Genomic DNA, 24,772 nt, shown 5'->3' on the forward strand with positions numbered 1-24,772 from the left:
GTCTTGAATGATTTTGTGTATTTGCTAACGCATAAACGAAAATAAGCCGCGCATTCCTTCCGGAAGCACGGCCTTACGACTATAACTCAGTCTGACCATTGAGGGCGTGTGCCCTCAACAGATTAGTACAGACGAGTACGGCGTGCGTTTTCGCGAGCCAGTTTCTTCGCGTGACGTTTCACAGCAGAAGCTTTAGCGCGTTTACGTTCGGTAGTCGGTTTTTCATAGAACTCACGACGACGAACTTCCGCCAGAACACCTGCTTTCTCGCATGAACGCTTGAAGCGACGCAGTGCTACGTCGAACGGCTCGTTTTCACGTACTTTAATTACCGGCATGTAACTCTCACCTTTGATAAATTCGGTTTGCCGCTGGCATCGGCGCCAGCTTATTTCAAAATGGTGCGGAATTTTACTGCAACTCATGCTGCTTTGTAAAGCACCAATGCCGTTTTTGAACGGGACTTTTGTAAGGGGTAAGAGTATACACGAACTCACCCCTCAGGGTATACATCGACCCGCATTCGCCCTACACTGCGCGGTACAGAAAAGAGGTAAATTAAGCCATGCGTGTACTGGGTATTGAAACATCCTGCGATGAAACCGGCATCGCCATTTACGACGACGAAAAAGGTCTGTTAGCCAACCAACTGTATAGTCAGGTGAAATTACACGCTGATTACGGCGGAGTGGTGCCGGAGCTGGCGTCGCGCGACCACGTGCGTAAAACAGTTCCCCTGATTCAGGCGGCGCTGAAAGAGTCCGGTTTGACCCCAAAAGATATCGATGCGGTTGCCTATACTGCAGGCCCGGGTCTGGTCGGTGCGCTGCTGGTTGGTGCCACCGTAGGGCGTTCGCTGGCGTTTGCGTGGGATGTTCCGGCGATTGCGGTTCACCACATGGAAGGGCACCTTCTGGCACCGATGCTGGAAGAGAATCCGCCTGAGTTTCCGTTTGTGGCGCTGCTGGTCTCCGGCGGTCATACCCAGTTGATCAGCGTGACCGGTATAGGCGAGTACGAACTGCTGGGCGAGTCCATTGATGATGCCGCCGGTGAAGCTTTCGATAAAACCGCCAAACTGCTGGGCCTGGATTATCCGGGTGGCCCAATGTTGTCGAAACTGGCGTCTCAGGGCGTTGAAAAACGTTTTGTTTTCCCGCGTCCGATGACCGATCGCCCTGGGCTGGATTTCAGCTTCTCAGGCCTGAAAACGTTTGCGGCGAATACCATTCGCAACAATGAAAATGACGATCAGACTCGCGCTGACATCGCTCGCGCCTTCGAAGATGCAGTGGTGGATACCCTGATGATCAAGTGCAAACGCGCGCTGGATCAGACTGGCTTTAAGCGCCTGGTGATGGCGGGGGGCGTGAGCGCTAACCGTACGCTGCGCGCGAAGCTGGCGGAGATGATGCAAAAACGTCGCGGCGAAGTGTTTTACGCGCGTCCGGAATTTTGCACCGATAACGGCGCGATGATCGCTTACGCGGGCATGGTGCGTGCGAAAGCAGGCGCGACGGCGGATTTGAGCGTTTCTGTGCGCCCACGCTGGCCGCTGGCGGAGCTGCCTGCGGCGTAAGTGTCTGTCTTGCCCGGTGGCGCAACGCTCACCGGGCCAACAAATATGCGGCCTGCAATGCCTGCGAATCCCGCTTAAACCTTCAGCATCCCTTTCACTTCTAAAAAATCTATAATCTTCGCTAACCCGTCGCCTGCTTTCAGGTTGGTAAAGGTCCACGGGCGTTCACCGCGCATCCGGTTTGTGTCGCGCTCCATCACCTCAAGAGACGCCCCGACGTACGGCGCCAGATCCGTTTTATTGATCACCAGGAAATCCGATTTGGTGATCCCCGGCCCCCCCTTGCGCGGGATCTTTTCCCCCTCGGCAACGTCAATCACATAGATCGTCAGATCCGCCAGCTCCGGGCTAAAGGTGGCGCTCAGGTTATCGCCGCCGCTTTCAACAAAAATCAGATCCAGATTGCCAAACTTCTCGCTCAAGGCCTCAACGGCGGCGAGATTCATGGAGGCATCCTCGCGGATCGCGGTATGCGGGCAGCCGCCAGTCTCCACGCCGACAATGCGATCCGGCTCCAGCGCCCCGGCTTCCGTCAGGATGCGCTGATCCTCTTTGGTGTAGATATCGTTAGTCACAACGGCGAGCTGGTAGGTGTCGCGCATCGCTTTGCACAGGGATTCCAGCAGAGCGGTTTTACCCGACCCGACCGGGCCACCCACGCCCACGCGCAGGGGATGTTTGTATTCAGCCATAAAAAATCCTCAGGATCGGAATAACCGTGAATATTGTGTTTCGTGACGCGCAGAGGCGATGGCCGAGAGCGGCGTCGCCGCCCCCAGCTCGTCATCGCTGCGCTCCCACGCCTGACCGAGCTTTGCAGCAAAATGGTCGCTCAATTCGATAATCAACTGCTGCGCGGCCTGCTGTCCGAACGGCACCAGTTTTACGCCCGCCATGACGGCGCTCTCCATCCAGCTGTAGCCAAGGCTCAACGCTAACGCCTGGACGTCAATGTCCCAGCGCACACCGAGCCACGCCATGCCGCACAGCTGGCTGCTGGAAAACAGCGGTAACCACTCGGGCGGGCAATCCGGCTCCCAGCTCTTAATCAGCCGGGTAAAGGCCGCGCCGCGATTGCGCTCTTCCTCACGCAGCTCACGCGTTTCGCGGCAGGCGAGCAAATACGCCGTCCAGCGTTTTGCGGCGGCAATGTCGTGCTGCTCACAGGCGCGATACAGACGGATAAACAGCGGCAAATCGACGCACAAAAAATTTCGCTCCATCTGCTGAATTTGCCACTGCCTGAACTCAGCCGCGGTGGAAATCCAGCCCGCTTCCACCGCCCACTCCAGCCCCTGGGACCAGGTGAAAGAGCCGACCGGCAGACTGCTGCTGGAGAGCTGCATCAGGCGTAACTGCTGGCGGTTGTGCTCCATTCCTTCATAGCACCTTAATGGGAATGCGCATGCGCATGACCGTGGGTTTCGCTGGCATAGGCCCCGGCTTCCGGTTCAAACGGCAGATGAGCAAAGGTCACGTCGAGATCGAACTGGCGCAACATGTCATCGAGGACGTGATCGTGGTGGTAGCGCAGCTCGCCGGGCATGATTTGCAGCGGAACGTGGCGGTTGCCGAGGTGATAACAGGCGCGCGCGAGCAGATAGGGATCGGCGCAGCGCACTACCGACACCGACTCCGGCGCGGCAATCACTTCGATCACTTCCAGACCGTCGTCGGTGGTGAGCAGATCGCCGCCTCGCAGCAGCAGCCCGCGTGGCAGCATCAGCCCCGCTTCGCGCCCGTCGTTCAGCGCCACGCGGGCGCGGCTTTTCACCCGCACATCAATGGGCAGCGTGACGCTCGCGGTGACCGGGTGCGGGTGATCAAGGCGTTGGGTTAAGTAGATCATCATCTCTCCTCAGAACAGGAAATAGCGTTGCGCCATCGGCAGGACGTCTGCCGGTTCGCTGGTTATCAGTTCACCGTCCACACGCACCTCGTAGGTTTGCGCATCCACGGTGATATTCGGCTGCAGGCTGTTGTGGATCATGTCGGCCTTTTTCACCGTCCGGCAGCCTTTCACCACGGCGATGGCGCTTTGTAAGTTAAGTTGCTGCGGGATGCCGCCGGACGCTGCGGCCTGGGAGACAAACGTCAGCCGCGTGGCGTGGCGTGCGGCGCCCAGCGAGCCAAACATCGGGCGATAGTGCACCGGTTGCGGCGTGGGAATTGATGCGTTGATATCCCCCATCGGCGCACAGGCGATCATTCCGCCTTTAACGATGGTGGCGGGTTTAACGCCAAAAAACGCGGGTGACCAGACCACCAGATCCGCCAGTTTTCCCGCTTCAATCGAACCGACCTCGTGGGCGATCCCATGGGTCAGTGCCGGGTTAATGGTGTACTTGGCGACATAGCGTTTGACGCGGAAGTTGTCGTTTTCCCCGGACTCTTCCGCCAGCGGCCCGCGCTGCACTTTCATGCGGTGCGCTACCTGCCAGGTCCGAATAATCACTTCGCCCACGCGGCCCATCGCCTGGGAGTCTGAAGAGGTCAGCGAGAAAGCGCCGATATCGTGCAACACATCTTCGGCGGCTATGGTTTCCCGGCGGATACGTGATTCGGCAAAAGCCACGTCCTCGGCGATATCCGGGTCGAGGTGATGGCAAACCATCAGCATATCGAGGTGCTCGTCGATGGTGTTAACCGTGTACGGCAGCGTCGGATTGGTGGAGGAGGGCAAAATATTCGGGTGCGCGCAGGCGGTAATAATATCCGGCGCATGGCCGCCGCCCGCCCCTTCGGTATGGAAGGTGTGAATGGTTCGCCCGCCAATCGCCGCCAGCGTATCTTCGACAAAGCCCCCTTCGTTCAGCGTGTCGCTGTGCAGCGCCACCTGAATGTCCATCTCTTCGGCAACCTCCAGCGAGCAGTTGATCGCCGCGGGCGTCGAGCCCCAGTCTTCGTGGATTTTCAGCCCGATAGCGCCCGCTGCAACCTGTTCGCGCAGGGCGTCAGGATTAGACGCGTTGCCTTTGCCCAGCAGGCCGATATTCACCGGTAGGGTATCGGCGGCCTGTAACATCCGCGCGATATACCACGGCCCCGGCGTGCAGGTGGTGGCGTTGGTGCCTGCCGCGGGGCCGGTTCCGCCGCCTATCATGGTGGTGACGCCGGAGACCAGCGCCTCTTCCGCCTGCTGCGGACAGATCCAGTGAATGTGGGTGTCGATCCCGCCGGCGGTGACGATCTTACCTTCGGCGGCGATCACTTCTGTCGCCGCGCCAATCGGGATCGTCACGCCGGGCTGGATATCCGGGTTCCCGGCTTTGCCGATGGCGAAGATTCGGCCATCTTTGACGCCGATATCCGCCTTCACGATCCCCCAGTGATCGACGATCAGCGCGTTGGTCAGCACCAGATCCACGCACGCCTGCGCCGTCATCTGCCCCTGGCCCATGCCGTCGCGGATCACTTTCCCGCCGCCAAATTTCACCTCTTCGCCGTAGATCGTGAGATCGTTTTCCACCTCGATCCACAGTTCGGTGTCGGCCAGCCGCACTTTATCGCCCATGGTAGGGCCAAACATATCGGCATACGCCTGACGCGAAATCTCAGCCATTGTGGTCCTCCAGTTCGCCCATCACTTCCCCGCGAAAACCGAAAATGCGCTGCGCCCCGGCGACCTGTACCAGCGTCACTTCGCGCTTTTGCCCCGGCTCGAAGCGCACCGCAGTGCCCGCCGGAATATTGAGGCGATAGCCTTTTGTGGATTCGCGATCGAATTTCAGCGCCGGATTTACTTCGTAAAAGTGGTAATGCGATCCCACCTGAATCGGTCGATCGCCGTGATTTTCGACGATCGTGCGCTGGGTTTTGCGCCCCACGTTAAGGGCGATCTGGCCGGGTTTAATCTGATATTCGCCTGGGATCATCGGTTTCCCCTCACAGGATCGGGTTGTGAACGGTGACGAGCTTAGAGCCGTCCGGGAAGGTGGCTTCCACCTGAATATCCGGGATCATCTCCGGCACGCCTTCCATCACCTGCGCGCGCGTCAGCACATGGCGACCCGCTTCCATTAGCTCCGCCACGGTTTGACCGTCGCGCGCCCCTTCCATAATGAAGGCGCTGATCAGCGCGACCGATTCCGGGTAATTAAGTTTGACGCCACGTGCGAGGCGGCGCTCCGCGACCAGCGCGGCGGTGAACAGCAACAGCTTGTCTTTTTCTCTGGGAGTCAGTTCCATAGGATTCTCTTAGGTCTGCCAGATTCGGGGGGCGTGAGGCGCTTTAGCAGTAACCTGCGGTCGCAGGTATTGCCAGATGTCGCGCATCGCCTGCTGGCAAATCAGGTTGTCGTGAGAGAGAAAACGCACCGACAGCAGGCCATCGGTGAGCGTTGCTCCGGCAAAATTCCCAAGCGCTGCCAGCCGTTCGCGCACGCCGTCCAGCAAAGCTTCGTTCGCCGGATAACAGAGTAGAGTGCCTGTCCACGGATGAGCCGCTACCGGCGTGAGATCGCCGTCGCGAAGGTGCTGACGTTCCACGAGCAACGGTTCGTCGTCGAGCCACACCTCCAGCCGACTTTCCAGGGTGCCATGGCTGAAGGTTTCACCGATCACCGGACGGCCCAGGCACAGCAGCTCCCACGCCAGCAGGGTACTGGAGTGATGCAGATGGAACACTGAGCGAAGCCGGGCGTCAGCGCCGGGGAAAAAAATCGTGTCTTGCGGCAGCCACTCAAGCGTCGCCTTCTCCTCAACATGAAAATGCTGATTAAGATGCGCCTGCGAGCCGCCGCTACGGTAAAACTTGCTGGCACCCGGCATGGTGATCAGCGCATGGCTGTTCGCTGTCAGCTGGACTGAAATATCGAGCGAATCGCCGCCGACAATGCCACCGGGCGGGTGCAACAGATAGAGATGGCAGGTTTCGTCTTCGGGGTAAAACGGACGCTGAACGGTGAGTGGCCCGATGTGTCGCGCCGAGTGCAGGACGGTTTTTTGCGGGGTGTGGCGAAACTGCAACGCAAGCGACGCCTGCCAGCCTTTATACGCGTTATCAGTCACCTGGGTTGCTAACATGCTGTATCCATCCGCTCGCCATTTTCTGCTTCAGTATGCCCTGGCAGAAATGAACCCTGTCATATGAGTCGCTTATGGATAGATGAAAAAAAACCGGCTCATTTCTGAGCCGGTTTCTGGAATTCTCGTTGTCCGAACTACTGCGGATCTTTTTTCTTTCTCTTAAATCGGGTCCAGATTTTTGTTTCCTGGCGGCGCCACAGACGCTGAATGTTGTCGTGATGACGCAGGAGAATCAGGCAGGAGAGCATGGAGACCGGGAAGGTGAACTGGGGTTTAAACCACCAGACATAGAACGGGGCGATCAGCGCACTGACAATTGCGCCCAGCGACGAGTAGCCGCTCAACAATACGCTCAGCAGCCAGGTGCCAGCCATCACGCCGGTCAAATCCCAGCCGATGGGGGCGATTGCGCCAAACGCAGTGGCGACGCCTTTGCCGCCTTTAAAACCAAAGAATATCGGCCAGATGTGGCCCAGACAGGCAGCGATGGCGATAAGCCCCAGCCAGAACGGCGTGACGCCCAGCGCATAGGCGCCCCAGACGGGTAACATCCCTTTCAGAACATCAAAGATCAATACCGCTACGGCTGCTCCCTTGCCGCCAATTCGTAATACATTGGTCGCCCCTGGATTCCCGGAACCGCTGACGCGAGGGTCAGGCAATCCGGCGATGCGGCAGACCAGAATGGCGCTGGAGATTGAGCCGCAAAGGTAAGCGAGGAAGATCATTCCAGGCGCGATTGCACTCATAACGCTGTTCCGTTTTGAAAATGTATCTGTATTCTCTGCATCTGTGGATAATACGCATAATTCGCCGGAAGTGGTATCCGGTTTAGCCAAAAAGCAGGCAGGTCGTGATGGATATTGTATTTATAGAGCAACTTTCGGTAATCACCACAATTGGTGTTTACGACTGGGAACAGACCATCGAGCAGAAGCTGGTGTTCGATATCGAAATGGGCTGGGATAACCGCCTGGCCGCAAAAAGTGATGATGTTAAAGACTGCCTGAGCTATGCGGATATTAGCGAAACGGTGGTGAAGCATGTCGAAGGGCAACGTTTTGCGCTGGTGGAGCGCGTGGCGGAAGAGGTGGCCGAACTGCTGTTAAGCCGTTTTAATTCGCCGTGGGTGCGCATTAAACTCAGCAAACCGGGGGCCGTGGCGCGCGCGGCGAACGTCGGCGTGATCATTGAGCGTGGCAAAAATCTTAAAGCAAAGATTTAACGTCATAATCGCTAAACCATTTTCGGTTATACCGGTCTTAAAGCTGTCTCTTTCACGGCGTCCATTGAGGTTCGCCGTTTTTTACATTTTTAGAAGGGTTAATAGATGAGCGATGTACACTCGCTGCTGGTGGCGGCAATACTGGGTGTGGTCGAAGGATTGACGGAGTTTTTGCCCGTTTCCAGTACCGGACACATGATCATTGTCGGTCATTTGCTCGGCTTTGAAGGCGAAACGGCAAAAACGTTTGAAGTGGTCATTCAACTGGGTTCCATTCTGGCCGTGGTGGTGATGTTCTGGCGTCGCCTGTTCGGTCTTATCGGCATTCACTTTGGCCGCCCGCCGCAGCACGAAGGCGAAGGGAAAGGGCGTCTGACGCTGATTCACATCCTGCTTGGGATGGTTCCGGCGGTGGTGCTGGGGCTGGTTTTCCACGACACGATCAAATCGCTGTTTAACCCAATTAACGTGATGTATGCGCTGGTGGTCGGCGGTGTGCTGCTGATAGCGGCGGAACTGCTGAAACCTAAAGAGCCGAAAGCGCCGGGTCTGGACGATATGACCTACCGCCAGGCGTTTATCATCGGCTGCTTCCAGTGTCTGGCGCTCTGGCCGGGCTTTTCCCGTTCAGGGGCAACCATTTCCGGCGGGATGCTGATGGGCGTGAGCCGCTATGCGGCGTCGGAGTTCTCGTTCCTGCTGGCGGTGCCAATGATGATGGGGGCTACCGCGCTGGATCTCTATAAGAGCTTCCACTTCCTGACGGTGGGTGACATTCCGATGTTCGCCGTGGGCTTTGTGACCGCGTTCCTGGTCGCGCTGGTGGCGATCAAAACCTTCCTGCAGATCATCAAACGTATCTCGTTCATCCCGTTTGCGATCTACCGCTTTATCGTCGCAGCGGCCGTTTACGTGGTCTTCTTCTAAGCCACTCACTGCCCTCAGTCTTTTGGCTGAGGGCAACGCGTTTCCTTCCAGTCCGTTACCGCCTGAATCCGCCGTTTCGTTAACTCGTCGCGGATTGCCGGGCCTTTAAATCCGGCTTCAACCACGTCTTTCGTCGGCACCGCTCTGGCGATCTCCCACGCTTCGCGCAGCAAACGTCCTTGCGGATAGTCGCAGGCTTCAAAGCCGGTGCGCCCACGTACGTCTGCTTCGCTGGTCAGAGCGATCTGCTCGACGCGCTGCGGTTTTCGCCACGCGTCAATGCTGTCGAACAGCTTCACGATGGTGGCCGGTTTGAGGATCGGGAAGGTGTGGATCAGGTCGTGGAATTCAGCGACCAGCTTCGCCAGATCGCGGATCTCATTGGGCACGCGCAGGCGCTGGCAAATATTGTCTACCAGTTTGACGCCCGCCGGGCCGTGCCCGTGATGGCGCGGCCAGAGCGCTTTCGGCGTTAATCCTTTGCCCAGATCGTGACAGAGCGTAGCGAAACGCACATCCACGTCCGGGCTGAGCATCGCCGCCATGCTTAATGTCATCAGGGTATGAACGCCGGTATCGATTTCCGGATGCCACTTCGCCGGAGCCGGGACGCCAAACAGGGCGTCGATTTCCGGGAACAGCACCTTCAGCGCGCCGCAGTCGCGGAGCACCTGGAAAAAGACCTGCGGATTGCGGGTAGTAAGGGCGTTCTCCGTCTCTTTCCAGACGCGTTCCGGCGTGAGATGTTCCAGCTCGCCCGCGTCGGTCATGGCGGTCATTAAGGCCATGGTTTCGTCGGCAATACGGAAGCTCAGATGGGCATAACGGGCAGCGAAGCGCGCCACGCGCAGGACGCGCAGCGGATCTTCAGAGAAGGCCGGGGAGACGTGGCGTAAAATTCGGTTGTGCAGATCGTTCTGGCCGCCGTAGGCGTCGACGATATGACCGTCGTCGTCCTGCGCCAGGGCGTTAATCGTCAGATCGCGGCGCAGCAGATCCTGCTCGAGCGTAACGTCCGGTGCGGCATAGCAGGTAAAACCGGTGTAACCAAAACCGGCTTTGCGCTCCGTGCGTGCCAGGGCGTACTCTTCGCGGCTTTTAGGGTGAAGAAACACAGGAAAATCGCGGCCTACCTGCTGGTAGCCCGCGTTAAGCATCTCTTCTGGCGTGGCGCCCACCACGACCCAGTCTTTATCTTTGACCGGCAGACCTAACAACGCATCACGAACCGCACCACCGACCAGATAAATCTTCACGCCGTAAACTCCCCAATTCTCTTTTCACCTGATAATACGTAAGTATGGTGAATAAGACGAATTAGTTCATCCAGCGATCTTTACGCTTACGGCTTGGGATCAGATGTGGCAGAACCAGACCGAGTACCAGACCTACGCCCAGCACGCCGCCGCCATACATAAACCACTGCATGATGATGGTGCGCTGTTTGTCATCGAGCTGCAGATTGGCGGCGCTCACTTTTTTCTGCGCCACAATCAGCTCGTTTTTAAGCTTCTGGTTCTCTTCTTTCAGGCCGTTGATCACGCTGTCACTCTGGGCCACTTTCTGCTGCATTTCAGCCGTGCGCTGGTTCCAGGTGGTATCGATATTAGTCAGCTTATCGGTCAGGGTTTTCACCTGATTTTCCAGATCCGGCACGCGGGTGCGCAGGCTCGGCACGGTGCTCAGCTCTTTCAGCGGGATCCATGAAGTACGGCCGGTACTGTCGCGCACCTGACCGTAATTACTGTCCTGATTTGTTTGTAACAGAACCACTTCCTCGCCGGCATTCACCGTACCCACGAGGCGATAATTATCTCCAGGGCCGCTACGTACCCAGGTGTTCAATTCGTCGGAAACATAACGTTTCTCTTCAGCGTGGACCGCAGTCGCGGCGCTGAAAGCAAGTAAAGTCAGTCCAATCAGGCGTAATTTAAGCATCATTAGTCGTTATTTTCATAAAAAGTGGAACGATAGTAGTGGCAACAGTGTCTCCACGCAAAGCATTCGTCAGCAATCGGAATCATCTGTGTCACGGCTTCAGACTTTTACACCCCTCAAATTGCTCATTGCGTGGCAATTTGGCGCAAAATACTATGTACTGACAAACAAATGGCGAGGAAGTTCGCCTTCATTGACGCGGCTGTGACGCAACCGAAAGTACAGGGCTATGGCACAAGAGATCGAATTAAAATTTATCGTCGAAACGGGCAGCGTTGATGCGCTGCGTAACCATCTGAATCAGCTGACCAGCGAGCACCACGAGCCGGTGCAACTCCTCAATATCTATTACGAAACGGCGGATAACTGGCTGCGTCGTCACGATATGGGGCTGCGCATCCGTGGTGCGAACGGGCGCTATGAAATGACGATGAAAATTGCCGGGCGTGTGGTGGGCGGTTTGCATCAGCGTCCTGAATACAATATCGACATTGAAAAGCCAGAACTTGAGCTGAATCGTCTTCCGGCGGAAGTCTGGCCGAACGGTGAACTGCCGGACGGACTGTCAGCGCAGGTTCAGCCGCTGTTCAGCACCGATTTCTGGCGTGAAAAGTGGCTGGTGAACGAAGGTAAAAGCCGCATCGAAATTGCCCTCGATCGGGGCGAAGTGAAAGCGGGCGAGTTCCAGGAGCCGATTTGCGAGCTAGAGCTTGAACTGCTGGAAGGCAGCGCTGACGACGTGCTCAAACTGGCACGTAAGCTGGTGGGCCAGTCGGGTCTGCGTCAGGGCAGCCTGAGCAAGGCCGCGCGCGGCTACCATCTGGCGGCGGGAAATGCGCCGCGTCAGGTGAAAGCCACCACCATCCTGCACGTGGCACCCAAGTCCAGCGTTGAGCAGGGTCTGGAAGCCTCGCTGGAGCTGGCCCTGAGCCAGTGGCAGTACCACGAGGAGCTGTGGGTACGCGGCGTAAGCGACGCGAAGAAACATGTGATTGCGGCGATGGGCCTGGTTCGCAGTACCCTGACGCTGTTTGGCGGCGTCGTACCACGTAAAGCGAGCACTCACTTACGTGATTTCCTGACCCAGACCGAAACGCTGATGGCCACTGATGTTTCTGCCGAAACGGCGGTCTACAGCCCGCAAACCGCGGCTGCCAAACTGGCGTTAACGGAATTCCTGGTGACGCGCGGCTGGCAGCGTTTTCTGGATGATAAAACCCAGAAGAAAATCGCCGAGTCGTTTAAGCGTTTTGCGGATACCCATTTGTCCCGCAGCAACTCCGAGCTGAAAACCATTTTTGACCGCCCGCTGGGCGATCAGTACAGCGATCAACTGGTACGTCTGAACCGTGATATCGACAGCGTTCTGCTGCTGTCGGGAAGTTACGATGGGCCGAAAGCGCAGGCGTGGCTGGAGAACTGGCAGGGGCTTCGCCATGCCATTGAGACGCGCCAGCGTATTGAAATTGAACATTTCCGTAACGAGGCTATTTCGCAAGAGCCGTTCTGGCTGCACAGCGGAAAACGTTAACTCAGGCAAGGAACCCCATGATGCCGCTTTCTTCACAGCTTCAGCAGCACTGGCAGACGGTTTGTGCGCGTCTGCCGGAGTCATTACCCGCCGCCTCACTGAGTGAGCAGGCGCAGCAAGTGCTTACTTTTAGTGATTTTGTGCAGGAGAGCATCACCGCGAATCCTGACTGGCTGGCTGAACTGGAAGCGGCACCGCCGCAGGCCGACGAATGGCAGCACTACGCTCAGTGGCTGAGCGACGCGCTGGCAGAGGTGGCAGACGAGCCGACGCTGATGCGCGTTTTACGCCAGTTCCGCCGTCGCGTGATGGTGCGTATCGCCTGGGCGCAGTCGCTGGCGCTGGTGAGCGAAGAGAGCACTCTGCAGCAGCTGAGCTGTCTGGCGGAAACGCTGATTGTCGCCGCGCGCGACTGGCTCTACGACGCCTGTTGTAAAGAGTGGGGCACGCCGTGCAGTGAAGAGGGCACGCCGCAGCCGCTGATGATTTTAGGCATGGGGAAACTGGGCGGCGGTGAGCTGAATTTCTCGTCGGATATCGACCTGATCTTCGCCTGGCCGGAAAAGGGCGCGACCCGTGGGGGCCGCCGCGAACTGGATAACGCGCAGTTCTTCACCCGTCTCGGCCAGCGGCTGATCAAAGCTCTGGATCAGCCAACCCAGGACGGTTTCGTCTATCGCGTGGATATGCGCCTGCGCCCGTTCGGTGATAGCGGCCCGCTGGTGCTGAGCTTTGCCGCGCTGGAAGATTATTACCAGGAGCAGGGGCGCGACTGGGAGCGCTACGCGATGGTCAAAGCACGGATCATGGGCGACAAAGACGACATCTACGCCAGCGAATTGCGCGCCATGCTGCGCCCGTTCGTGTTCCGCCGCTATATCGATTTCAGCGTCATTCAGTCTCTGCGTAATATGAAAGGGATGATTGCCCGCGAGGTGCGCCGCCGGGGTCTGAAAGACAACATCAAGCTCGGCGCGGGCGGTATCCGGGAAATCGAATTTATCGTGCAGGTGTTCCAGCTGATTCGCGGTGGGCGTGAGCCGTCCCTGCAGTCCCGCTCGCTGCTGCCGACGCTGAAGGCCATCGAACAGCTGCATCTGCTGCCGGAGGGTGACGCGCAGACTCTGCACGATGCCTATCTCTATCTGCGTCGCCTCGAAAACCTGCTGCAAAGCATCAATGACGAACAGACCCAGACGCTGCCGGGCGACGATCTGAACCGCGCGCGGCTGGCCTGGGGCATGCGCGTTGACGACTGGCAGGGGCTGACGGAGACGCTGGACGCCCATATGGCGGGCGTTCGACGCATCTTTAACGATTTGATTGGCGATGACGAGAGCGAATCGCCGGACGATTCGCTGTCCGAACACTGGCGCGAGCTGTGGCAGGATGCGCTGCAGGAAGATGACACCACGCCAGTGCTGGCGCATTTGAGTGACGACGACCGTCATCGCGTGGTGGCGCTGATCGCCGATTTCCGCATGGAGATGAACAAACGCGCCATCGGCCCGCGCGGACGGCAGGTGCTGGACCACCTGATGCCGCACCTGCTGAGCAACGTCTGTTCGCGGGCGGATGCGCCGATTCCGTTGTCGCGCCTGACGCCGCTGCTCACCGGCATCATCACCCGCACGACCTATCTTGAGCTGCTGAGTGAATTCCCCGGTGCGCTCAAACATTTAATTTCACTCTGCGCCGCGTCGCCGATGGTGGCGAGCAAACTGGCGCGCTACCCGCTGCTGCTGGATGAGCTGCTTGACCCTAACACCCTCTATCAACCGACAGCGATGGATGCGTATCGCGACGAACTGCGTCAGTATCTGCTGCGCGTGCCGGAAGAGGACGAAGAGCAACAGCTCGAAGCGCTGCGTCAGTTTAAACAGGCCCAGATGCTGCGCGTGGCGGCGGCCGATATCGCGGGCACCCTGCCGGTGATGAAAGTCAGCGACCATTTAACCTGGCTGGCGGAAGCGATCATCGACGCGGTAGTCCAGCAGGCCTGGAGCCAAATGGTGGTGCGCTACGGTCAGCCAAAACATCTGGCGGATCGCGAAGGACGGGGTTTTGCCGTGGTCGGCTACGGCAAACTGGGCGGCTGGGAGCTGGGCTACAGCTCCGATCTGGATTTAATTTTCCTGCACGATTGCCCGGTAGATGTCATGACCGACGGCGACCGCGAAATCGACGGGCGTCAGTTCTACCTGCGTCTGGCGCAGCGCATTATGCACCTCTTCAGCACCCGCACCTCCTCCGGGATTTTGTACGAAGTGGATGCGCGCCTGCGCCCGTCCGGCGCGGCGGGGATGCTGGTCACGTCTACCGAGTCGTTTGCGGATTATCAGCAAAACGAAGCCTGGACGTGGGAGCATCAGGCGCTGGTGCGTGCCCGCGTGGTGTACGGCGATCCGCAGCTGAAAACGCAGTTCGACGCCATTCGCCGTGATGTGCTTACCGCAACGCGTGAGGGCGAAACCCTGCAAACCGAAGTACGGGAGATGCGCGAGAAGATGCGCGCCCATCTCGGTAACAAGCATCGCGATCGCTTTGATATCAAAGCCGATGAGGGCGGGATCACCGATATCGAGTTTATTACGCAGTATCTGGTGCTTCGTCATGCGTACGACAAGCCGAAGCTGACGCGCTGGTCTGATAACGTGCGCATTCTGGAACTGCTGGCGCAAAACGACATTATGGATGAGCAAGAGGCGCAGGCGTTAACCCACGCCTACACCACGCTTCGCGATGAATTGCATCATCTGGCGTTACAGGAGCAGCCGGGCCATGTGGCGGCGGAATGTTTCAGCATTGAGCGAGAACGCGTTCGAACCAGCTGGCAGAAGTGGCTGGTGGAACCGTGCGTAACAAAACAAGTGTGATATTATCGCGCGCAAATTGTGAATCTTTCTGGAGTCAGGAATGAAAGTAACACTGCCAGAGTTTGAACGTGCTGGAGTTATGGTTGTCGGTGATGTGATGCTGGACCGCTACTGGTACGGGCCGACAAGCCGCATCTCCCCGGAAGCACCGGTCCCGGTCGTGAAGGTCGATACCATTGAAGAGCGTCCCGGCGGCGCGGCAAACGTGGCGATGAATATTGCTTCTCTCGGCGCGCATTCGCGTCTGGTAGGGCTGACCGGCATTGACGATGCGGCACGCGCGCTCAGCAAAACGCTGGCCGACGTGAACGTGAAGTGTGATTTCGTTTCTGTGCCAACGCATCCAACCATCACCAAACTGCGCGTGCTGTCCCGCAACCAGCAGCTGATCCGCCTCGACTTTGAAGAAGGTTTTGAAGGTGTTGATCCTGAGCCGCTGCACGAGCGTATCGCGCAGGCGCTGGGCAATATTGGCGCACTGGTGTTGTCTGACTACGCCAAAGGTGCGCTCGCCAGCGTACAGCAGATGATTCAGCTGGCGCGTAAAGCGGGTGTGCCGGTGCTGATCGACCCGAAAGGGACCGATTTTGAACGCTATCGCGGCGCGACGCTGCTGACGCCTAACCTCTCCGAATTTGAAGCGGTGGCAGGCAAGTGCAAAAACGAAGAAGAGATCGTGGAGCGCGGGATGAAAATCATCGCCGATTTCGACTTCTCCGCGCTGCTGGTGACCCGCTCTGAGCAGGGCATGACGCTGCTGCAGCCGGGCAAAGCGCCGCTGCATATGCCGACGCAGGCGCAGGAAGTGTACGACGTGACCGGTGCAGGCGATACGGTGATTGGCGTGCTGGCGGCGACGCTGGCGGCGGGCAATTCACTGGAAGAGGCTTGCTACTTTGCGAATGCAGCGGCGGGCGTCGTGGTCGGTAAGCTGGGGACGTCTACCGTTTCGCCGATCGAGCTGGAAAATGCGGTACGCGGACGTGCGGATACCGGTTTTGGCGTGATGAGCGAAGACGAACTGAAAACTGCGGTGGCTGCGGCGCGCAAGCGCGGCGAGAAAGTGGTCATGACCAACGGCGTCTTCGACATTCTGCACGCAGGCCACGTTTCGTATCTGGCGAATGCGCGTAAGCTTGGCGATCGTCTGATTGTCGCGGTGAACAGCGATGCGTCTACCAAACGTCTGAAGGGCGAAACGCGTCCGGTGAACCCGCTGGAGCAGCGCATGATTGTGCTCGGCGCGCTGGAAGCGGTGGACTGGGTGGTCTCTTTTGAAGAAGACACGCCACAGCGTCTGATTGCTGGCATTCTGCCGGATCTGCTGGTGAAGGGCGGCGACTATAAGCCGGAGCAGATTGCGGGGAGTGAAGAGGTCTGGGCCAACGGCGGCGAAGTGATGGTACTCAATTTTGAGGACGGGTGTTCCACCACCAACATCATTAAGAAGATCCAGAAAGACAGCCAGTAAAATGGGATTGGTGCGGGCTGATGCTCCCACTTAACCTTCTCCACAGTGAGAGGGTGCAAATACAAAAAACGGCAACTGAGGTTGCCGTTTTGTTTTCCGATTTGCAGGCCGGGTTAGGCGCAGGCGCCACCCGGCTTTTTTATGCTTCGTCGACGGGCGGAATCGCCGGTGCCGGTTTCACTTCTGCGGGCTGGCTGCGGTTTTCCAGCTCGGTCAGGCGTTGCTCCAGCAGCGCCAGCTTTTCGCGGGTGCGCAGCAGCACTTGCGTCTGCACGTCGAACTCTTCACGGCTCACCAGATCAAGACGCGTCAGCTGCGACTGCAGCACCTGGCGGATTTTCTTCTCGACGTCATCGCCAAACTCACGAATACCTTTCGGCATAGATTCATGAACCTGACGGGCAATTTGTTCAATTTTTTTCGGGTCAATCATGGTCGTTTCCCTTGATCAGAAGGTGTTAGCGAACATTGTAGCGCGTTACCCGCGATCTTTTGCACAAAATCATTTGCGATGCGGTAAGCATGAAATCCACCCAAAGTCACGTTAACGATGTGAACGGGGATTGAGGGGGCCGTCGACGCAAAGGCAATTTGGATGATGAAATGCAAATCCAGAATTGTTTGATGCTTATGCATTGCCCAGCATAATCAATAGCGTTATAGTTATCTCGCTTATTCTCAGGGCGGGGCGAAATTCCCCACCGGCGGTAAATCAGCCTTGCGCTGAAAGCCCGCGAGCGCTTTGGGTGAAAACTCAAAGGTCAGCAGATCCGGTGTAATTCCGGAGCCGACGGTTAGAGTCCGGATGGGAGAGAGTAACGATCAAGCCGGGCAAGGCCCGCTCACGTTATTTTTTTACCGCTTACGCGGTGCTCCTAAGACTGCCCTGATTCTGGTAACCATAATTTTAATGAGGTTTTTTTACCATGAATCAGACGCTACTTTCCGCTTTTGGCACCTCTACTGACCGTGTAGAGCTTGCTCTTACCGCACTCCGTGAACATCGCGGTGTGATGGTTCTCGATGATGAAGACCGTGAAAACGAAGGCGATATGATTTTCGCCGCTGAAACCATGACCGTTGAACAGATGGCGCTGACCATTCGTCACGGCAGTGGCATCGTGTGTCTTTGTTTGACCGACGAACGTCGTAAACAGCTCGATCTGCCGATGATGGTCGAAAACAACACCAGCGCATTCGGTACCGGTTTTACCGTGACCATCGAAGCCGCGCACGGTGTGACCACCGGCGTTTCTGCTGCTGACCGCCTGACGACCGTGCGTGCCGCCACCGCGGATAATGCTAAGCCATCAGACCTGAACCGTCCTGGCCACGTTTTCCCACTGCGCGCGCAGCCGGGCGGCGTGTTGACGCGCGGCGGCCACACTGAAGCGACCATCGATCTGGTGACGCTGGCAGGCTTTAAATCTGCGGGTGTGCTGTGTGAACTGACCAACGATGACGGCACCATGGCGCGCGCGCCAGAGTGCATTGAATTTGCGAAGAAACACAATATGGCTGTGGTGACCATCGAAGATCTGGTGGCCTACCGCCAGGCGCATGAACGTAAAGCCAGCTAAATAAAAAACGCCGGGTTATCCCGGCGTTTTTTTATCCAATTCCTGCTGTTTGTAGCAGTACCAGACTTAATCCCATCACCGACATTCCACATAGCACGCCGTAGCTGGGGTTATTGTTAGGGTCGATCTCTTTCGCCAGTGGCATCAGTTCGTCTACGGACAACGCGACCATAATCCCCGCCACCGCAGCCATAATTGCGGCCATTACCACCGGGGAGATCATGCTGCCCAGAATCAGCCACGCCAGCACGCCGCCTAATATCTCCGCCAGACCCGAAATCCCGGCCCAAAAAACCGCTGTGCGTTTTGAGCCTGTCGCAGCGTAAACCGGGCCAGCGACGGCCAGTCCTTCAGGAATATTGTGCAACGCCACCGCCAGCGCAATTCCAAAGCCCAGCTCAAGGTTATTGCTCGCCGTCACGTAGGTGGCGACACCTTCAGGGAAGTTGTGCAGACTGATGCCGAGGGTGAGCAAAATGGCCGTGCGTTTGATGTTGCCGTGCGACGGTTTGACGCTTTTCTGCATCAGATCCTGCGGATGCGCATGGGGTAACATCCGGTCGAGACCGAAATACCCCAGCAGGCCCACGACGAACATGCCGTAGCCGAGAACCGGCGACATCCCTTCGGTGCCGAGTGCCGCAGGCAGCATCTCCATCAGGGAGATCAACAGCATAATCCCGGCGGCAAAGCCGAGAGAAAACGCCAGCACGCGGTTCGAAGGCTTCTGTCCGAGCACGCCAAGAATGGCACCGATGAAGGTGGCGGCACCCGCAAGTATCGTCAGAATCAAGGGTACTGACATTCAATGCTCCTTATGATAATGATTCTCATTAATGTTAATGGCTAATCTGCCGCAAAGCGAGAGGGCATTTCCGGCTTTACATATTTCTTACATTCAAATTTTCTGAAGATCTTCATCATGCTTATCTGAGTTCTTGTTATGCAGATAGCGGGTAATGTAGTGACATTAAATAAACACCCTATGTAAGGATATCACCATGACTTCTTCTCGTATGCCAGCACTGTTTTTGGGCCACGGTAGTCCGATGAACGTTCTGGAAGATAACGTCTATACGCGTGCCTGGTGTCACCTAGGCGAGACGTTGCCGCGTCCGAAAGCCATCGTGGTGATCTCTGCACACTGGTTTACGCGCGGCACCGGCGTCACGGCTATGGAAGCACCGAAAACTATTCATGATTTTGGCGGCTTCCCGCAGGCGCTGTATGACACCCATTACCCTGCACCGGGTTCGCCAGCGCTGGCACAACAGCTGGTGGAGTTGCTGGCGCCTGTTCCGGTGACGCTGGATAAAGAGGCCTGGGGTTTCGACCACGGCTCCTGGGGCGTGCTGATCAAAATGTATCCGGATGCCGATATCCCCATGGTGCAGCTGAGTATCGACAGCACCAAACCGGCGGCGTGGCACCTTGAGATCGGTCGCAAGCTGGCAAAACTGCGCGATGAAGGCATCATGCTGGTGGCGAGCGGTAACGTGGTGCACAACCTGCGCACGGCCCGCTGGCACGGTGAAAACACGCCATACCAATGGGCGACGTCGTTCAATGATTTTGTAAAAGCTAATCTCACCTGGCAAGGACCTGCGGAAGAACATCCGCTGGTGAACTATCTGGATCACGAGGGCGGTTCGCTCTCTAATCCAACGGCGGAGCACTTCCTGCCGCTGCTGTACGTGCTGGGCGCGTGGGATGGCAGTGAACCGGTGACCGTGCCGGTGGATGGGATCGAGATGGGCAGTTTGAGTATGCTGTCGGTACAAATTGGCTAACGAAAAGCCCGGTAGCGCTGCGCTTACCGGGCTTCAGGTTCGTGCGATTTTGCAGGCCGGGTAAGGCGAAGCCACTACCCGGCAAATCCATCACTCCACAAAAATATGCGGATAGAAGCGCGACAGATCCTGGGTGATCAACGCGCGATCTTCGCGAATCCCAATCCCCGCAGGCTGATCGTTGATAAGCCAGCTGCCAATCAGCACATAGCTGTCGCCAAATTTCGGCAGCGGATAGAACTCCTGCACGATCATCCCTTCTTCGCCGTACGGGCCTTCCGCCGCTTCGAGGGTTTTGCCGTTTTCAATAATGGAAACGTTCGCCCCTTCGCGGGAGAAGATCGGCTTAATGACGTATTTATCCATCGGCGGATAATCATCTTCGGCGAAATACGCAGGCAGCAGGTTAGGGTGATTCGGGAACATCTCCCACAGCATCGGCAGCAGCGCTTTGTTAGAGATAATGCTCTTCCAGGCCGGTTCCAGCCAGCGCACGCCCGCGTCTTCCAGCTTGGTAGAGAACACCTCGCGCAGCATGTATTCCCACGGATAGAGCTTGAACAGATTGCTAATCACTTGGTCCTGCGTATCCGTAAACTGGCCGCGCTCGCCTAAACCGATATCTTCGATATACAGGAACTCAGTGGCCACTTCCGCTTCGGCTGCGCAGTCCTGCAGATACTGCACGGTCCCGCGATCTTCAACGGTATCGCGACAGCAGGCCAGATGCAGATAATTAAATCCGTGCTGCTCGCGCAGTTCAGCGAAGCGCTCGATCAATTTTTCCTGCAAGGAGTTGAACTGATCGCTGCCTTCCGGCAGATTGCCCGCCGCCGCCTGATCTTCAAGCCAGATCCACTGGAAGAACGCCGCTTCGTACAGCGAGGTTGGTGTATCGGCGTTATTTTCCAGCAGCTTAGGATCGCCCACGCCGTCCCACGCCAGATCGAGGCGTGAATAGAGCGAAGGCTGGTGGGTCTGCCAGGCGTGACGTACAAAACCCCAGGTGTGCTTTGGAATGCGGAATTTGGTCATCAGCTCATCGCTGGCAACCACCTTTTCCACCACCTTGAGGCACATCTGGTGCAGTTCGGCAGTTACCTCTTCCAGTTTTTCGACCTGGGCGAGGGTGAGCTTGTAATAGGCATCTTCACACCAGTACGGTTCGCCGTACATGGTGTGGAAGTTGAAACCATATTCGGTGGCTTTTTCGCGCCAGTCCGGGCGCTCGACAATACTGACTCGTTCCATTATCAGCCGCCCATTGAGCGAGTGGTGGAACCTGTCGCGCTGCGCTGCATGGTCGCTTGTTTCGCCACGGAGTCGCCAAAGCCGCCGCGCGTCACGGTGCTGGTGGTCGCAGGTTTTGGCGCCATTGCGGTTTTCGGAACCGTCATCGAACGGCCAGGCGTCGCCGCGCCGTAGTTTTTGCCGCTCGCATCGGTGTATTTCCCGTAGGCTGGGCTGGACGGATTTTTGGAGCTGAACAGCGGCTGCTGCTGGAAGCCCATTCCACCGCCCATCATGCGGCCCATCATGTAGCCTGCCATCAGCGGCATCCAGAAGCTGCCGCTGGACTGGGCCTGCGCCTGGTTTTCAGGTGCCATGCCAGCCTGAGCCGGTGCCTGCTGGCACTGACCTTCACCGAACTCGGCGATACAGTCTTCACGGGTGGCGTATTTCGGCGCGGTTCGTTCTGCTTCTTTCAGGGCATTATTATAGGCAGTGGTACATTCCGCGCTTTTACCGGTGGCTGACGAGCAGTCATCGGCATTCTGATACATCGATACTGTTTCATCGGATTGCTCACAGCCTGCCAGCATAAATACGGCGGTGAACGCCAGGGCGACAGGGGTGAGATGGCGTGCGTTCCAGTTTTTGCGGAACGAAGCGTGATTGATCGTTTTTGTCCGTTTCATTTTGTCTTCCAGGACCCAGTGGTAGAACGAAGTAAATAAGGCTCAGGATAGAGGATGAGTGGTCGAAAATGAAGCGCAGAGGGGGATTCGGGGGGATCTTTACGTTGGCTTACGTTCAAATGTGACCCTCTCCCGAAAGGGAGAGGGATTATTCAACAATTAGTTACGGAACGGGTTGTTTCCGGTGCTATTTGTTGTGGTGGTGCGCGCCGCGGCTGGCTCAGCGGCAGGGGCGGTGCTGTTGGCATTGTAGCCATCAGCGCTGGCGTCCTGCTGCGGGTTTTCCGGGGCAACGCTTTCAGGCGTTGTTGAAACCGGTTTACCCAGCGTGCTGTTCAGCATTTGCAGATCCTGCTCGTTCAGCGTACCCAGCGCGGATTTAATATTCAGCTGGTTAATCAGGTAATTATAACGAGCGCTGGAGAGCTGTTGCTTCGCGTTATACAGCGTGGTGGTCGCATCCAGCACATCAACGATGGTACGTGTACCGACGGAGTAACCTGCTTCCATCGCATCCAGGGAGCTTTGTGCAGACACAACGGCCTGTTTGTAAGCGTTGATGCTGCTGATGGAGGCGTTCACGTTGTTAAAGGAAGAACGAACGGTCTGAACCACATTGCGGTGCGCGCTTTCAAGCTGCTCGCTCGCGCCAACAAAGTTGTACTGTGCCTGTTTCACCTGAGAGTTCACCATGCCGCCCTGGTACAGAGGCAAAGAGAAGTTCAGGCCGATTTTGTTCTGTCCCTGGTTGCTGTCATCGTATTGAGCGGTGTTGGTTTTTGAGCCACTGTAGGTGGTATCAGAAATACCCGTCGATGCGGTCAGCCCCACGGTTGGCAGATGGCCATCCTGCGCCTGGCGGATTTGCTCGCGCGCCAGATCCTGGCTCAGACGAGCCTGCAGCAGCGCCAGGTTACGGTTTTCAGCTTCTTTCAGCAGGGCGTTAACCGCCTGCGGTTTGTCAGTCTTGAAGTTATCAACGTTCAGAGACGCCAGCTCTGGGTAGTAATTGCCGGTCACCTGACGCAGAGATTCGAGTGCGTTGTCGAGGTTGTTACGGGCAGTCACTTCGTTCGCCAGCACGCTGTCGTACTGTGAACGGGCGTTTTGCACGTCAGTGATGGCGACCAGGCCTACGTTGAAACGCTGGGTGGTTTGGTCCAACTGACGGTAAATCGCCTGTTTCTGCGCTTCGGTGTAGGAGAGCGAGTCGATCGCGCTCAGTACGTTGAAGTAAGCGGTAGCGGTGTTCAGGATCAGCGTTTGCTGATCGGTCTGATAGGTTACGTCCTGAATACCGGCGCTCTTTTCCTGTAAGGAGAGGGCACGCCATTTGGACATATCAAACAAGGTCTGCGTTAATTGCAGTGAGGCGCTGGTGACATTGGAGTTCACACCGTTGTTGTCACGGAATCCATTGCTGTAGGTATAATCTGCACCTAAACCCAATTGCGGCAGCAGCGGGCTACGTGCTTCATTAATCTTTTCGAACGCAGCATCACGGTCGGCGGCTGACTTACGCAGCTCAGGGTTGCCCAGACGTGCTTGCTGATAAACCTGTAACAGGTTTTCTGCCTGGCTCATCGCGCTGAAGCCCGTCAGGCTCAGGCCGATAAGGATGGGGAGCAATTTCTTCATTTGCATTCCTTGTTGTGAAGCAGTATTAGCGCTGATCTAATTAAAAATAATTGCCGATTCTAACAGAATCATCCACGCCAAAAGGTTGGCGTTACGTGCCATCTGGCGGTAATTTGCACCAATCTATCATATAGCCTGTCAAACGGCAGCCAAACAGCCTTGAAATTCATGATTTCAACACAATTGTGACCAGGATATCGCCATGCAAAAACCAGATAAGTTGCCAGTGACGCTCTCTAAAAACGATGTAGAAATTATTGCACGGGAAACGCTTTATAGCGGTTTTTTTTCACTGGAACTTTACCGTTTTAGGCATCGCCTGTTTAACGGTGAAATGAGTGGCGAAGTTCGACGTGAAATTTTTGAGCGCGGGCATGCCGCAGTCTTGCTACCCTTTGACCCAGTGCGTGACGAAGTGGTATTGATTGAACAGATCCGGATTGCCGCGCTGGATACCAGCGAAAGCCCATGGCTGCTGGAGATCGTCGCGGGAATGATCGAAGAGGGCGAAACGCCGGAAGAGGTCGCCCGCCGCGAGGCGCAGGAAGAAGCCGGACTGATTGTTGGCCGGACCAAACCGGTGCTGAGCTACCTGGCAAGCCCAGGTGGCACCACCGAGCGCTCTTCCATTCTGGTGGGTGAAGTGGACGCCACGACCGCACAAGGTATTCACGGTCTGGCAGATGAAAACGAAGATATTCGTGTTCATGTGGTGAGTCGGGAGCAGGCTTATCAATGGGTCAATGAGGGGAAAATCGACAACGCAGCGTCTGTCATCGCTTTGCAATGGCTACAGCTGCATTATCAAGACTTACGAAAAGAGTGGAAAAAATGAAGCGTTATACACCTGACTTCCCAGAAATGATGCGTCTGTGCGAGACCAACTTCGCACAATTACGTCGCCTGTTGCCGCGCACCGATGCGGCCGGCGAAACGGTGAGCTATCAGGTGAGCAATGCGCAATATCGATTAACGATTGTGGAATCCACTCGCTACACTACGCTGGTCGAGATTAAACAAACGGCGCCGTCCGTCAGCTACTGGAGCCTGCCGTCGATGACCGTCAGGCTTTATCACGACGCGATGGTGGCTGAAGTGTGTTCGAGTCAGCAGATCTTTCGCTTCAAAGCGCGATATGATTATCCTAATAAAAAGTTGCATCAACGCGACGAAAAGCATCAAATTAACCAGTTTTTAGCTGACTGGCTAAGATATTGTTTAGCACATGGAGCAATGGCGATTCCGGTTTGTTAGCGTCATAAACCTACCT

The 24,772-nt window shown here is 56.8% G+C and carries 26 protein-coding genes and 1 riboswitch; of the genes, 10 read left to right on the forward strand and 16 right to left on the reverse strand.

Translation table 11 applies throughout. The features are described from left to right. Nucleotides 1-122: 122 nt before the first annotated feature. Nucleotides 123-338, reverse strand: coding sequence for a 30S ribosomal protein S21 (rpsU, locus tag OVA10_RS25465; protein WP_001144069.1), 216 nt, complete (start codon nucleotides 336-338; stop codon nucleotides 123-125). A gap of 227 nt (nucleotides 339-565) precedes the next feature. Here rpsU and tsaD point away from each other — a divergent pair, with 227 nt between their 5' ends. Continuing rightward, the gene (gene tsaD, locus OVA10_RS25470) at nucleotides 566-1,579 is read left to right on the forward strand and encodes a tRNA (adenosine(37)-N6)-threonylcarbamoyltransferase complex transferase subunit TsaD (protein ID WP_100778874.1); all 1,014 of its coding nucleotides are present in this window, start codon (nucleotides 566-568) and stop codon (nucleotides 1,577-1,579) included. A gap of 74 nt (nucleotides 1,580-1,653) precedes the next feature. On the opposite strand, the gene ureG is transcribed toward tsaD, so the two are convergent. The 8 genes from ureG to plsY form a co-directional block, all read right to left on the reverse strand. Next, complete coding sequence (ureG, locus tag OVA10_RS25475) at nucleotides 1,654-2,271, reverse strand: urease accessory protein UreG (RefSeq protein ID WP_102104800.1); 618 nt, start codon at nucleotides 2,269-2,271, stop codon at nucleotides 1,654-1,656. 9 nt (nucleotides 2,272-2,280) lie between these two features. After that, the gene (locus tag OVA10_RS25480; RefSeq protein WP_268197217.1) at nucleotides 2,281-2,955 is read right to left on the reverse strand and encodes an urease accessory protein UreF; all 675 of its coding nucleotides are present in this window, start codon (nucleotides 2,953-2,955) and stop codon (nucleotides 2,281-2,283) included. A 14-nt stretch (nucleotides 2,956-2,969) separates the two neighbouring features. Beyond that, a complete protein-coding gene (gene ureE, locus OVA10_RS25485) occupies nucleotides 2,970-3,428 on the reverse strand; it encodes an urease accessory protein UreE (RefSeq protein WP_100778877.1) in 459 nt (152 codons plus the stop codon). Between the two features lie 9 nt (nucleotides 3,429-3,437). Further along, the gene (gene ureC / locus OVA10_RS25490; RefSeq protein WP_268197218.1) at nucleotides 3,438-5,141 is read right to left on the reverse strand and encodes an urease subunit alpha; all 1,704 of its coding nucleotides are present in this window, start codon (nucleotides 5,139-5,141) and stop codon (nucleotides 3,438-3,440) included. Next, nucleotides 5,134-5,454, reverse strand: coding sequence for an urease subunit beta (locus OVA10_RS25495; protein ID WP_102104796.1), 321 nt, complete (start codon nucleotides 5,452-5,454; stop codon nucleotides 5,134-5,136). Before OVA10_RS25495 ends, ureC begins: the two co-directional genes overlap by 8 nt. A 10-nt stretch (nucleotides 5,455-5,464) precedes the next feature. Beyond that, complete coding sequence (locus OVA10_RS25500) at nucleotides 5,465-5,767, reverse strand: urease subunit gamma (RefSeq protein ID WP_039031754.1); 303 nt, start codon at nucleotides 5,765-5,767, stop codon at nucleotides 5,465-5,467. 9 nt (nucleotides 5,768-5,776) lie between these two features. Then, nucleotides 5,777-6,604 (reverse strand): urease accessory protein UreD, encoded by an 828-nt coding sequence (locus tag OVA10_RS25505; RefSeq protein WP_268197219.1) that lies wholly within the window; start codon nucleotides 6,602-6,604, stop codon nucleotides 5,777-5,779. Nucleotides 6,605-6,741: 137 nt separating this feature from the next. After that, nucleotides 6,742-7,356: a glycerol-3-phosphate 1-O-acyltransferase PlsY gene (gene plsY / locus OVA10_RS25510; protein WP_100778881.1), complete on the reverse strand. Its 615-nt coding sequence runs from the start codon at nucleotides 7,354-7,356 to the stop codon at nucleotides 6,742-6,744. 107 nt (nucleotides 7,357-7,463) lie between these two features. Here plsY and folB point away from each other — a divergent pair, with 107 nt between their 5' ends. After that, entirely contained in the window at nucleotides 7,464-7,832 is a 369-nt protein-coding gene (folB, locus tag OVA10_RS25515) for a bifunctional dihydroneopterin aldolase/7,8-dihydroneopterin epimerase (RefSeq protein ID WP_102104794.1), read from the forward strand. 105 nt (nucleotides 7,833-7,937) lie between these two features. Then, nucleotides 7,938-8,759, forward strand: a complete 822-nt coding sequence (bacA, locus tag OVA10_RS25520) for an undecaprenyl-diphosphate phosphatase (RefSeq protein ID WP_100778883.1) — start codon at nucleotides 7,938-7,940, stop codon at nucleotides 8,757-8,759. A 14-nt stretch (nucleotides 8,760-8,773) separates the two neighbouring features. Here the strand turns inward: bacA and OVA10_RS25525 are convergent, their stop codons facing one another. Beyond that, nucleotides 8,774-10,015, reverse strand: a complete 1,242-nt coding sequence (locus OVA10_RS25525; protein ID WP_107702818.1) for a multifunctional CCA addition/repair protein — start codon at nucleotides 10,013-10,015, stop codon at nucleotides 8,774-8,776. Between the two features lie 61 nt (nucleotides 10,016-10,076). Beyond that, nucleotides 10,077-10,697, reverse strand: a complete 621-nt coding sequence (locus tag OVA10_RS25530) for a TIGR04211 family SH3 domain-containing protein (RefSeq protein WP_100780817.1) — start codon at nucleotides 10,695-10,697, stop codon at nucleotides 10,077-10,079. A 229-nt stretch (nucleotides 10,698-10,926) separates the two neighbouring features. Between OVA10_RS25530 and OVA10_RS25535 the strand changes: the two genes are divergently transcribed. Genes OVA10_RS25535 through hldE form a run of 3 tightly spaced genes read left to right on the forward strand, consistent with a single transcriptional unit; the run spans nucleotide 10,927 to nucleotide 16,575 of the window. Beyond that, nucleotides 10,927-12,228, forward strand: coding sequence for a CYTH domain-containing protein (locus OVA10_RS25535; protein WP_123428404.1), 1,302 nt, complete (start codon nucleotides 10,927-10,929; stop codon nucleotides 12,226-12,228). A 20-nt stretch (nucleotides 12,229-12,248) separates the two neighbouring features. Next, on the forward strand, nucleotides 12,249-15,104 hold the full coding sequence (gene glnE, locus OVA10_RS25540) for a bifunctional [glutamate--ammonia ligase]-adenylyl-L-tyrosine phosphorylase/[glutamate--ammonia-ligase] adenylyltransferase (protein WP_268197265.1): 2,856 nt from the start codon (nucleotides 12,249-12,251) through the stop codon (nucleotides 15,102-15,104). A 40-nt stretch (nucleotides 15,105-15,144) separates the two neighbouring features. Beyond that, entirely contained in the window at nucleotides 15,145-16,575 is a 1,431-nt protein-coding gene (gene hldE, locus OVA10_RS25545; RefSeq protein WP_100778887.1) for a bifunctional D-glycero-beta-D-manno-heptose-7-phosphate kinase/D-glycero-beta-D-manno-heptose 1-phosphate adenylyltransferase HldE, read from the forward strand. A gap of 139 nt (nucleotides 16,576-16,714) precedes the next feature. On the opposite strand, the gene ubiK is transcribed toward hldE, so the two are convergent. Continuing rightward, complete coding sequence (gene ubiK, locus OVA10_RS25550; RefSeq protein WP_100778888.1) at nucleotides 16,715-17,008, reverse strand: ubiquinone biosynthesis accessory factor UbiK; 294 nt, start codon at nucleotides 17,006-17,008, stop codon at nucleotides 16,715-16,717. Between the two features lie 237 nt (nucleotides 17,009-17,245). Beyond that, nucleotides 17,246-17,396, forward strand: a riboswitch (FMN riboswitch). Between the two features lie 105 nt (nucleotides 17,397-17,501). Here ubiK and ribB point away from each other — a divergent pair. Beyond that, nucleotides 17,502-18,155, forward strand: a complete 654-nt coding sequence (gene ribB / locus OVA10_RS25555) for a 3,4-dihydroxy-2-butanone-4-phosphate synthase (RefSeq protein WP_095283406.1) — start codon at nucleotides 17,502-17,504, stop codon at nucleotides 18,153-18,155. Nucleotides 18,156-18,186: 31 nt separating this feature from the next. Here ribB and zupT read toward each other — a convergent pair whose 3' ends face one another. Continuing rightward, the gene (gene zupT, locus OVA10_RS25560; RefSeq protein WP_100778889.1) at nucleotides 18,187-18,960 is read right to left on the reverse strand and encodes a zinc transporter ZupT; all 774 of its coding nucleotides are present in this window, start codon (nucleotides 18,958-18,960) and stop codon (nucleotides 18,187-18,189) included. 196 nt (nucleotides 18,961-19,156) lie between these two features. On the opposite strand from zupT, the gene ygiD reads away from it, so the two are divergent. Further along, nucleotides 19,157-19,945, forward strand: a complete 789-nt coding sequence (ygiD, locus tag OVA10_RS25565) for a 4,5-DOPA dioxygenase extradiol (protein ID WP_268197221.1) — start codon at nucleotides 19,157-19,159, stop codon at nucleotides 19,943-19,945. Nucleotides 19,946-20,035: 90 nt separating this feature from the next. Here the strand turns inward: ygiD and OVA10_RS25570 are convergent, their stop codons facing one another. The 3 genes from OVA10_RS25570 to tolC all read right to left on the reverse strand — a co-directional run bounded on the left by OVA10_RS25570 (nucleotide 20,036) and on the right by tolC (nucleotide 23,502). Further along, a complete protein-coding gene (locus OVA10_RS25570) occupies nucleotides 20,036-21,196 on the reverse strand; it encodes a glutathionylspermidine synthase family protein (protein ID WP_100778891.1) in 1,161 nt (386 codons plus the stop codon). 2 nt (nucleotides 21,197-21,198) lie between these two features. Then, nucleotides 21,199-21,864 (reverse strand): DUF1190 family protein, encoded by a 666-nt coding sequence (locus tag OVA10_RS25575; protein ID WP_100778892.1) that lies wholly within the window; start codon nucleotides 21,862-21,864, stop codon nucleotides 21,199-21,201. A 159-nt stretch (nucleotides 21,865-22,023) separates the two neighbouring features. After that, on the reverse strand, nucleotides 22,024-23,502 hold the full coding sequence (gene tolC, locus OVA10_RS25580; protein WP_268197224.1) for an outer membrane channel protein TolC: 1,479 nt from the start codon (nucleotides 23,500-23,502) through the stop codon (nucleotides 22,024-22,026). Between the two features lie 202 nt (nucleotides 23,503-23,704). Here tolC and nudF point away from each other — a divergent pair, with 202 nt between their 5' ends. Further along, a complete protein-coding gene (nudF, locus tag OVA10_RS25585; protein ID WP_100778894.1) occupies nucleotides 23,705-24,337 on the forward strand; it encodes an ADP-ribose diphosphatase in 633 nt (210 codons plus the stop codon). Further along, nucleotides 24,334-24,756, forward strand: a complete 423-nt coding sequence (locus tag OVA10_RS25590; RefSeq protein ID WP_102104786.1) for a DUF1249 family protein — start codon at nucleotides 24,334-24,336, stop codon at nucleotides 24,754-24,756. Before nudF ends, OVA10_RS25590 begins: the two co-directional genes overlap by 4 nt. The last annotated feature ends 16 nt before the right edge of the window (nucleotides 24,757-24,772 follow it).

This window comes from Lelliottia sp. SL45 (genome assembly GCF_026672535.1).
In the GTDB taxonomy this organism is placed as follows: Bacteria; Pseudomonadota; Gammaproteobacteria; order Enterobacterales; family Enterobacteriaceae; genus Enterobacter; species Enterobacter nimipressuralis.

What these genes read in the sequence shown, in the direction of transcription:
- rpsU (WP_001144069.1), bottom strand. Translation starts at nt 338, where the DNA reads ATGCCGGTAATTAAAGTACGTGAAAACGAGCCGTTCGACGTAGCACTG.
- tsaD (WP_100778874.1), top strand. Translation starts at nt 566, where the DNA reads ATGCGTGTACTGGGTATTGAAACATCCTGCGATGAAACCGGCATCGCC.
- ureG (WP_102104800.1), bottom strand. Translation starts at nt 2,271, where the DNA reads ATGGCTGAATACAAACATCCCCTGCGCGTGGGCGTGGGTGGCCCGGTC.
- OVA10_RS25480 (WP_268197217.1), bottom strand. Translation starts at nt 2,955, where the DNA reads ATGGAGCACAACCGCCAGCAGTTACGCCTGATGCAGCTCTCCAGCAGC.
- ureE (WP_100778877.1), bottom strand. Translation starts at nt 3,428, where the DNA reads ATGATCTACTTAACCCAACGCCTTGATCACCCGCACCCGGTCACCGCG.
- ureC (WP_268197218.1), bottom strand. Translation starts at nt 5,141, where the DNA reads ATGGCTGAGATTTCGCGTCAGGCGTATGCCGATATGTTTGGCCCTACC.
- OVA10_RS25495 (WP_102104796.1), bottom strand. Translation starts at nt 5,454, where the DNA reads ATGATCCCAGGCGAATATCAGATTAAACCCGGCCAGATCGCCCTTAAC.
- OVA10_RS25500 (WP_039031754.1), bottom strand. Translation starts at nt 5,767, where the DNA reads ATGGAACTGACTCCCAGAGAAAAAGACAAGCTGTTGCTGTTCACCGCC.
- OVA10_RS25505 (WP_268197219.1), bottom strand. Translation starts at nt 6,604, where the DNA reads ATGTTAGCAACCCAGGTGACTGATAACGCGTATAAAGGCTGGCAGGCG.
- plsY (WP_100778881.1), bottom strand. Translation starts at nt 7,356, where the DNA reads ATGAGTGCAATCGCGCCTGGAATGATCTTCCTCGCTTACCTTTGCGGC.
- folB (WP_102104794.1), top strand. Translation starts at nt 7,464, where the DNA reads ATGGATATTGTATTTATAGAGCAACTTTCGGTAATCACCACAATTGGT.
- bacA (WP_100778883.1), top strand. Translation starts at nt 7,938, where the DNA reads ATGAGCGATGTACACTCGCTGCTGGTGGCGGCAATACTGGGTGTGGTC.
- OVA10_RS25530 (WP_100780817.1), bottom strand. Translation starts at nt 10,697, where the DNA reads ATGCTTAAATTACGCCTGATTGGACTGACTTTACTTGCTTTCAGCGCC.
- OVA10_RS25535 (WP_123428404.1), top strand. Translation starts at nt 10,927, where the DNA reads ATGGCACAAGAGATCGAATTAAAATTTATCGTCGAAACGGGCAGCGTT.
- glnE (WP_268197265.1), top strand. Translation starts at nt 12,249, where the DNA reads ATGCCGCTTTCTTCACAGCTTCAGCAGCACTGGCAGACGGTTTGTGCG.
- hldE (WP_100778887.1), top strand. Translation starts at nt 15,145, where the DNA reads ATGAAAGTAACACTGCCAGAGTTTGAACGTGCTGGAGTTATGGTTGTC.
- ubiK (WP_100778888.1), bottom strand. Translation starts at nt 17,008, where the DNA reads ATGATTGACCCGAAAAAAATTGAACAAATTGCCCGTCAGGTTCATGAA.
- ribB (WP_095283406.1), top strand. Translation starts at nt 17,502, where the DNA reads ATGAATCAGACGCTACTTTCCGCTTTTGGCACCTCTACTGACCGTGTA.
- zupT (WP_100778889.1), bottom strand. Translation starts at nt 18,960, where the DNA reads ATGTCAGTACCCTTGATTCTGACGATACTTGCGGGTGCCGCCACCTTC.
- ygiD (WP_268197221.1), top strand. Translation starts at nt 19,157, where the DNA reads ATGACTTCTTCTCGTATGCCAGCACTGTTTTTGGGCCACGGTAGTCCG.
- OVA10_RS25570 (WP_100778891.1), bottom strand. Translation starts at nt 21,196, where the DNA reads ATGGAACGAGTCAGTATTGTCGAGCGCCCGGACTGGCGCGAAAAAGCC.
- OVA10_RS25575 (WP_100778892.1), bottom strand. Translation starts at nt 21,864, where the DNA reads ATGAAACGGACAAAAACGATCAATCACGCTTCGTTCCGCAAAAACTGG.
- tolC (WP_268197224.1), bottom strand. Translation starts at nt 23,502, where the DNA reads ATGAAGAAATTGCTCCCCATCCTTATCGGCCTGAGCCTGACGGGCTTC.
- nudF (WP_100778894.1), top strand. Translation starts at nt 23,705, where the DNA reads ATGCAAAAACCAGATAAGTTGCCAGTGACGCTCTCTAAAAACGATGTA.
- OVA10_RS25590 (WP_102104786.1), top strand. Translation starts at nt 24,334, where the DNA reads ATGAAGCGTTATACACCTGACTTCCCAGAAATGATGCGTCTGTGCGAG.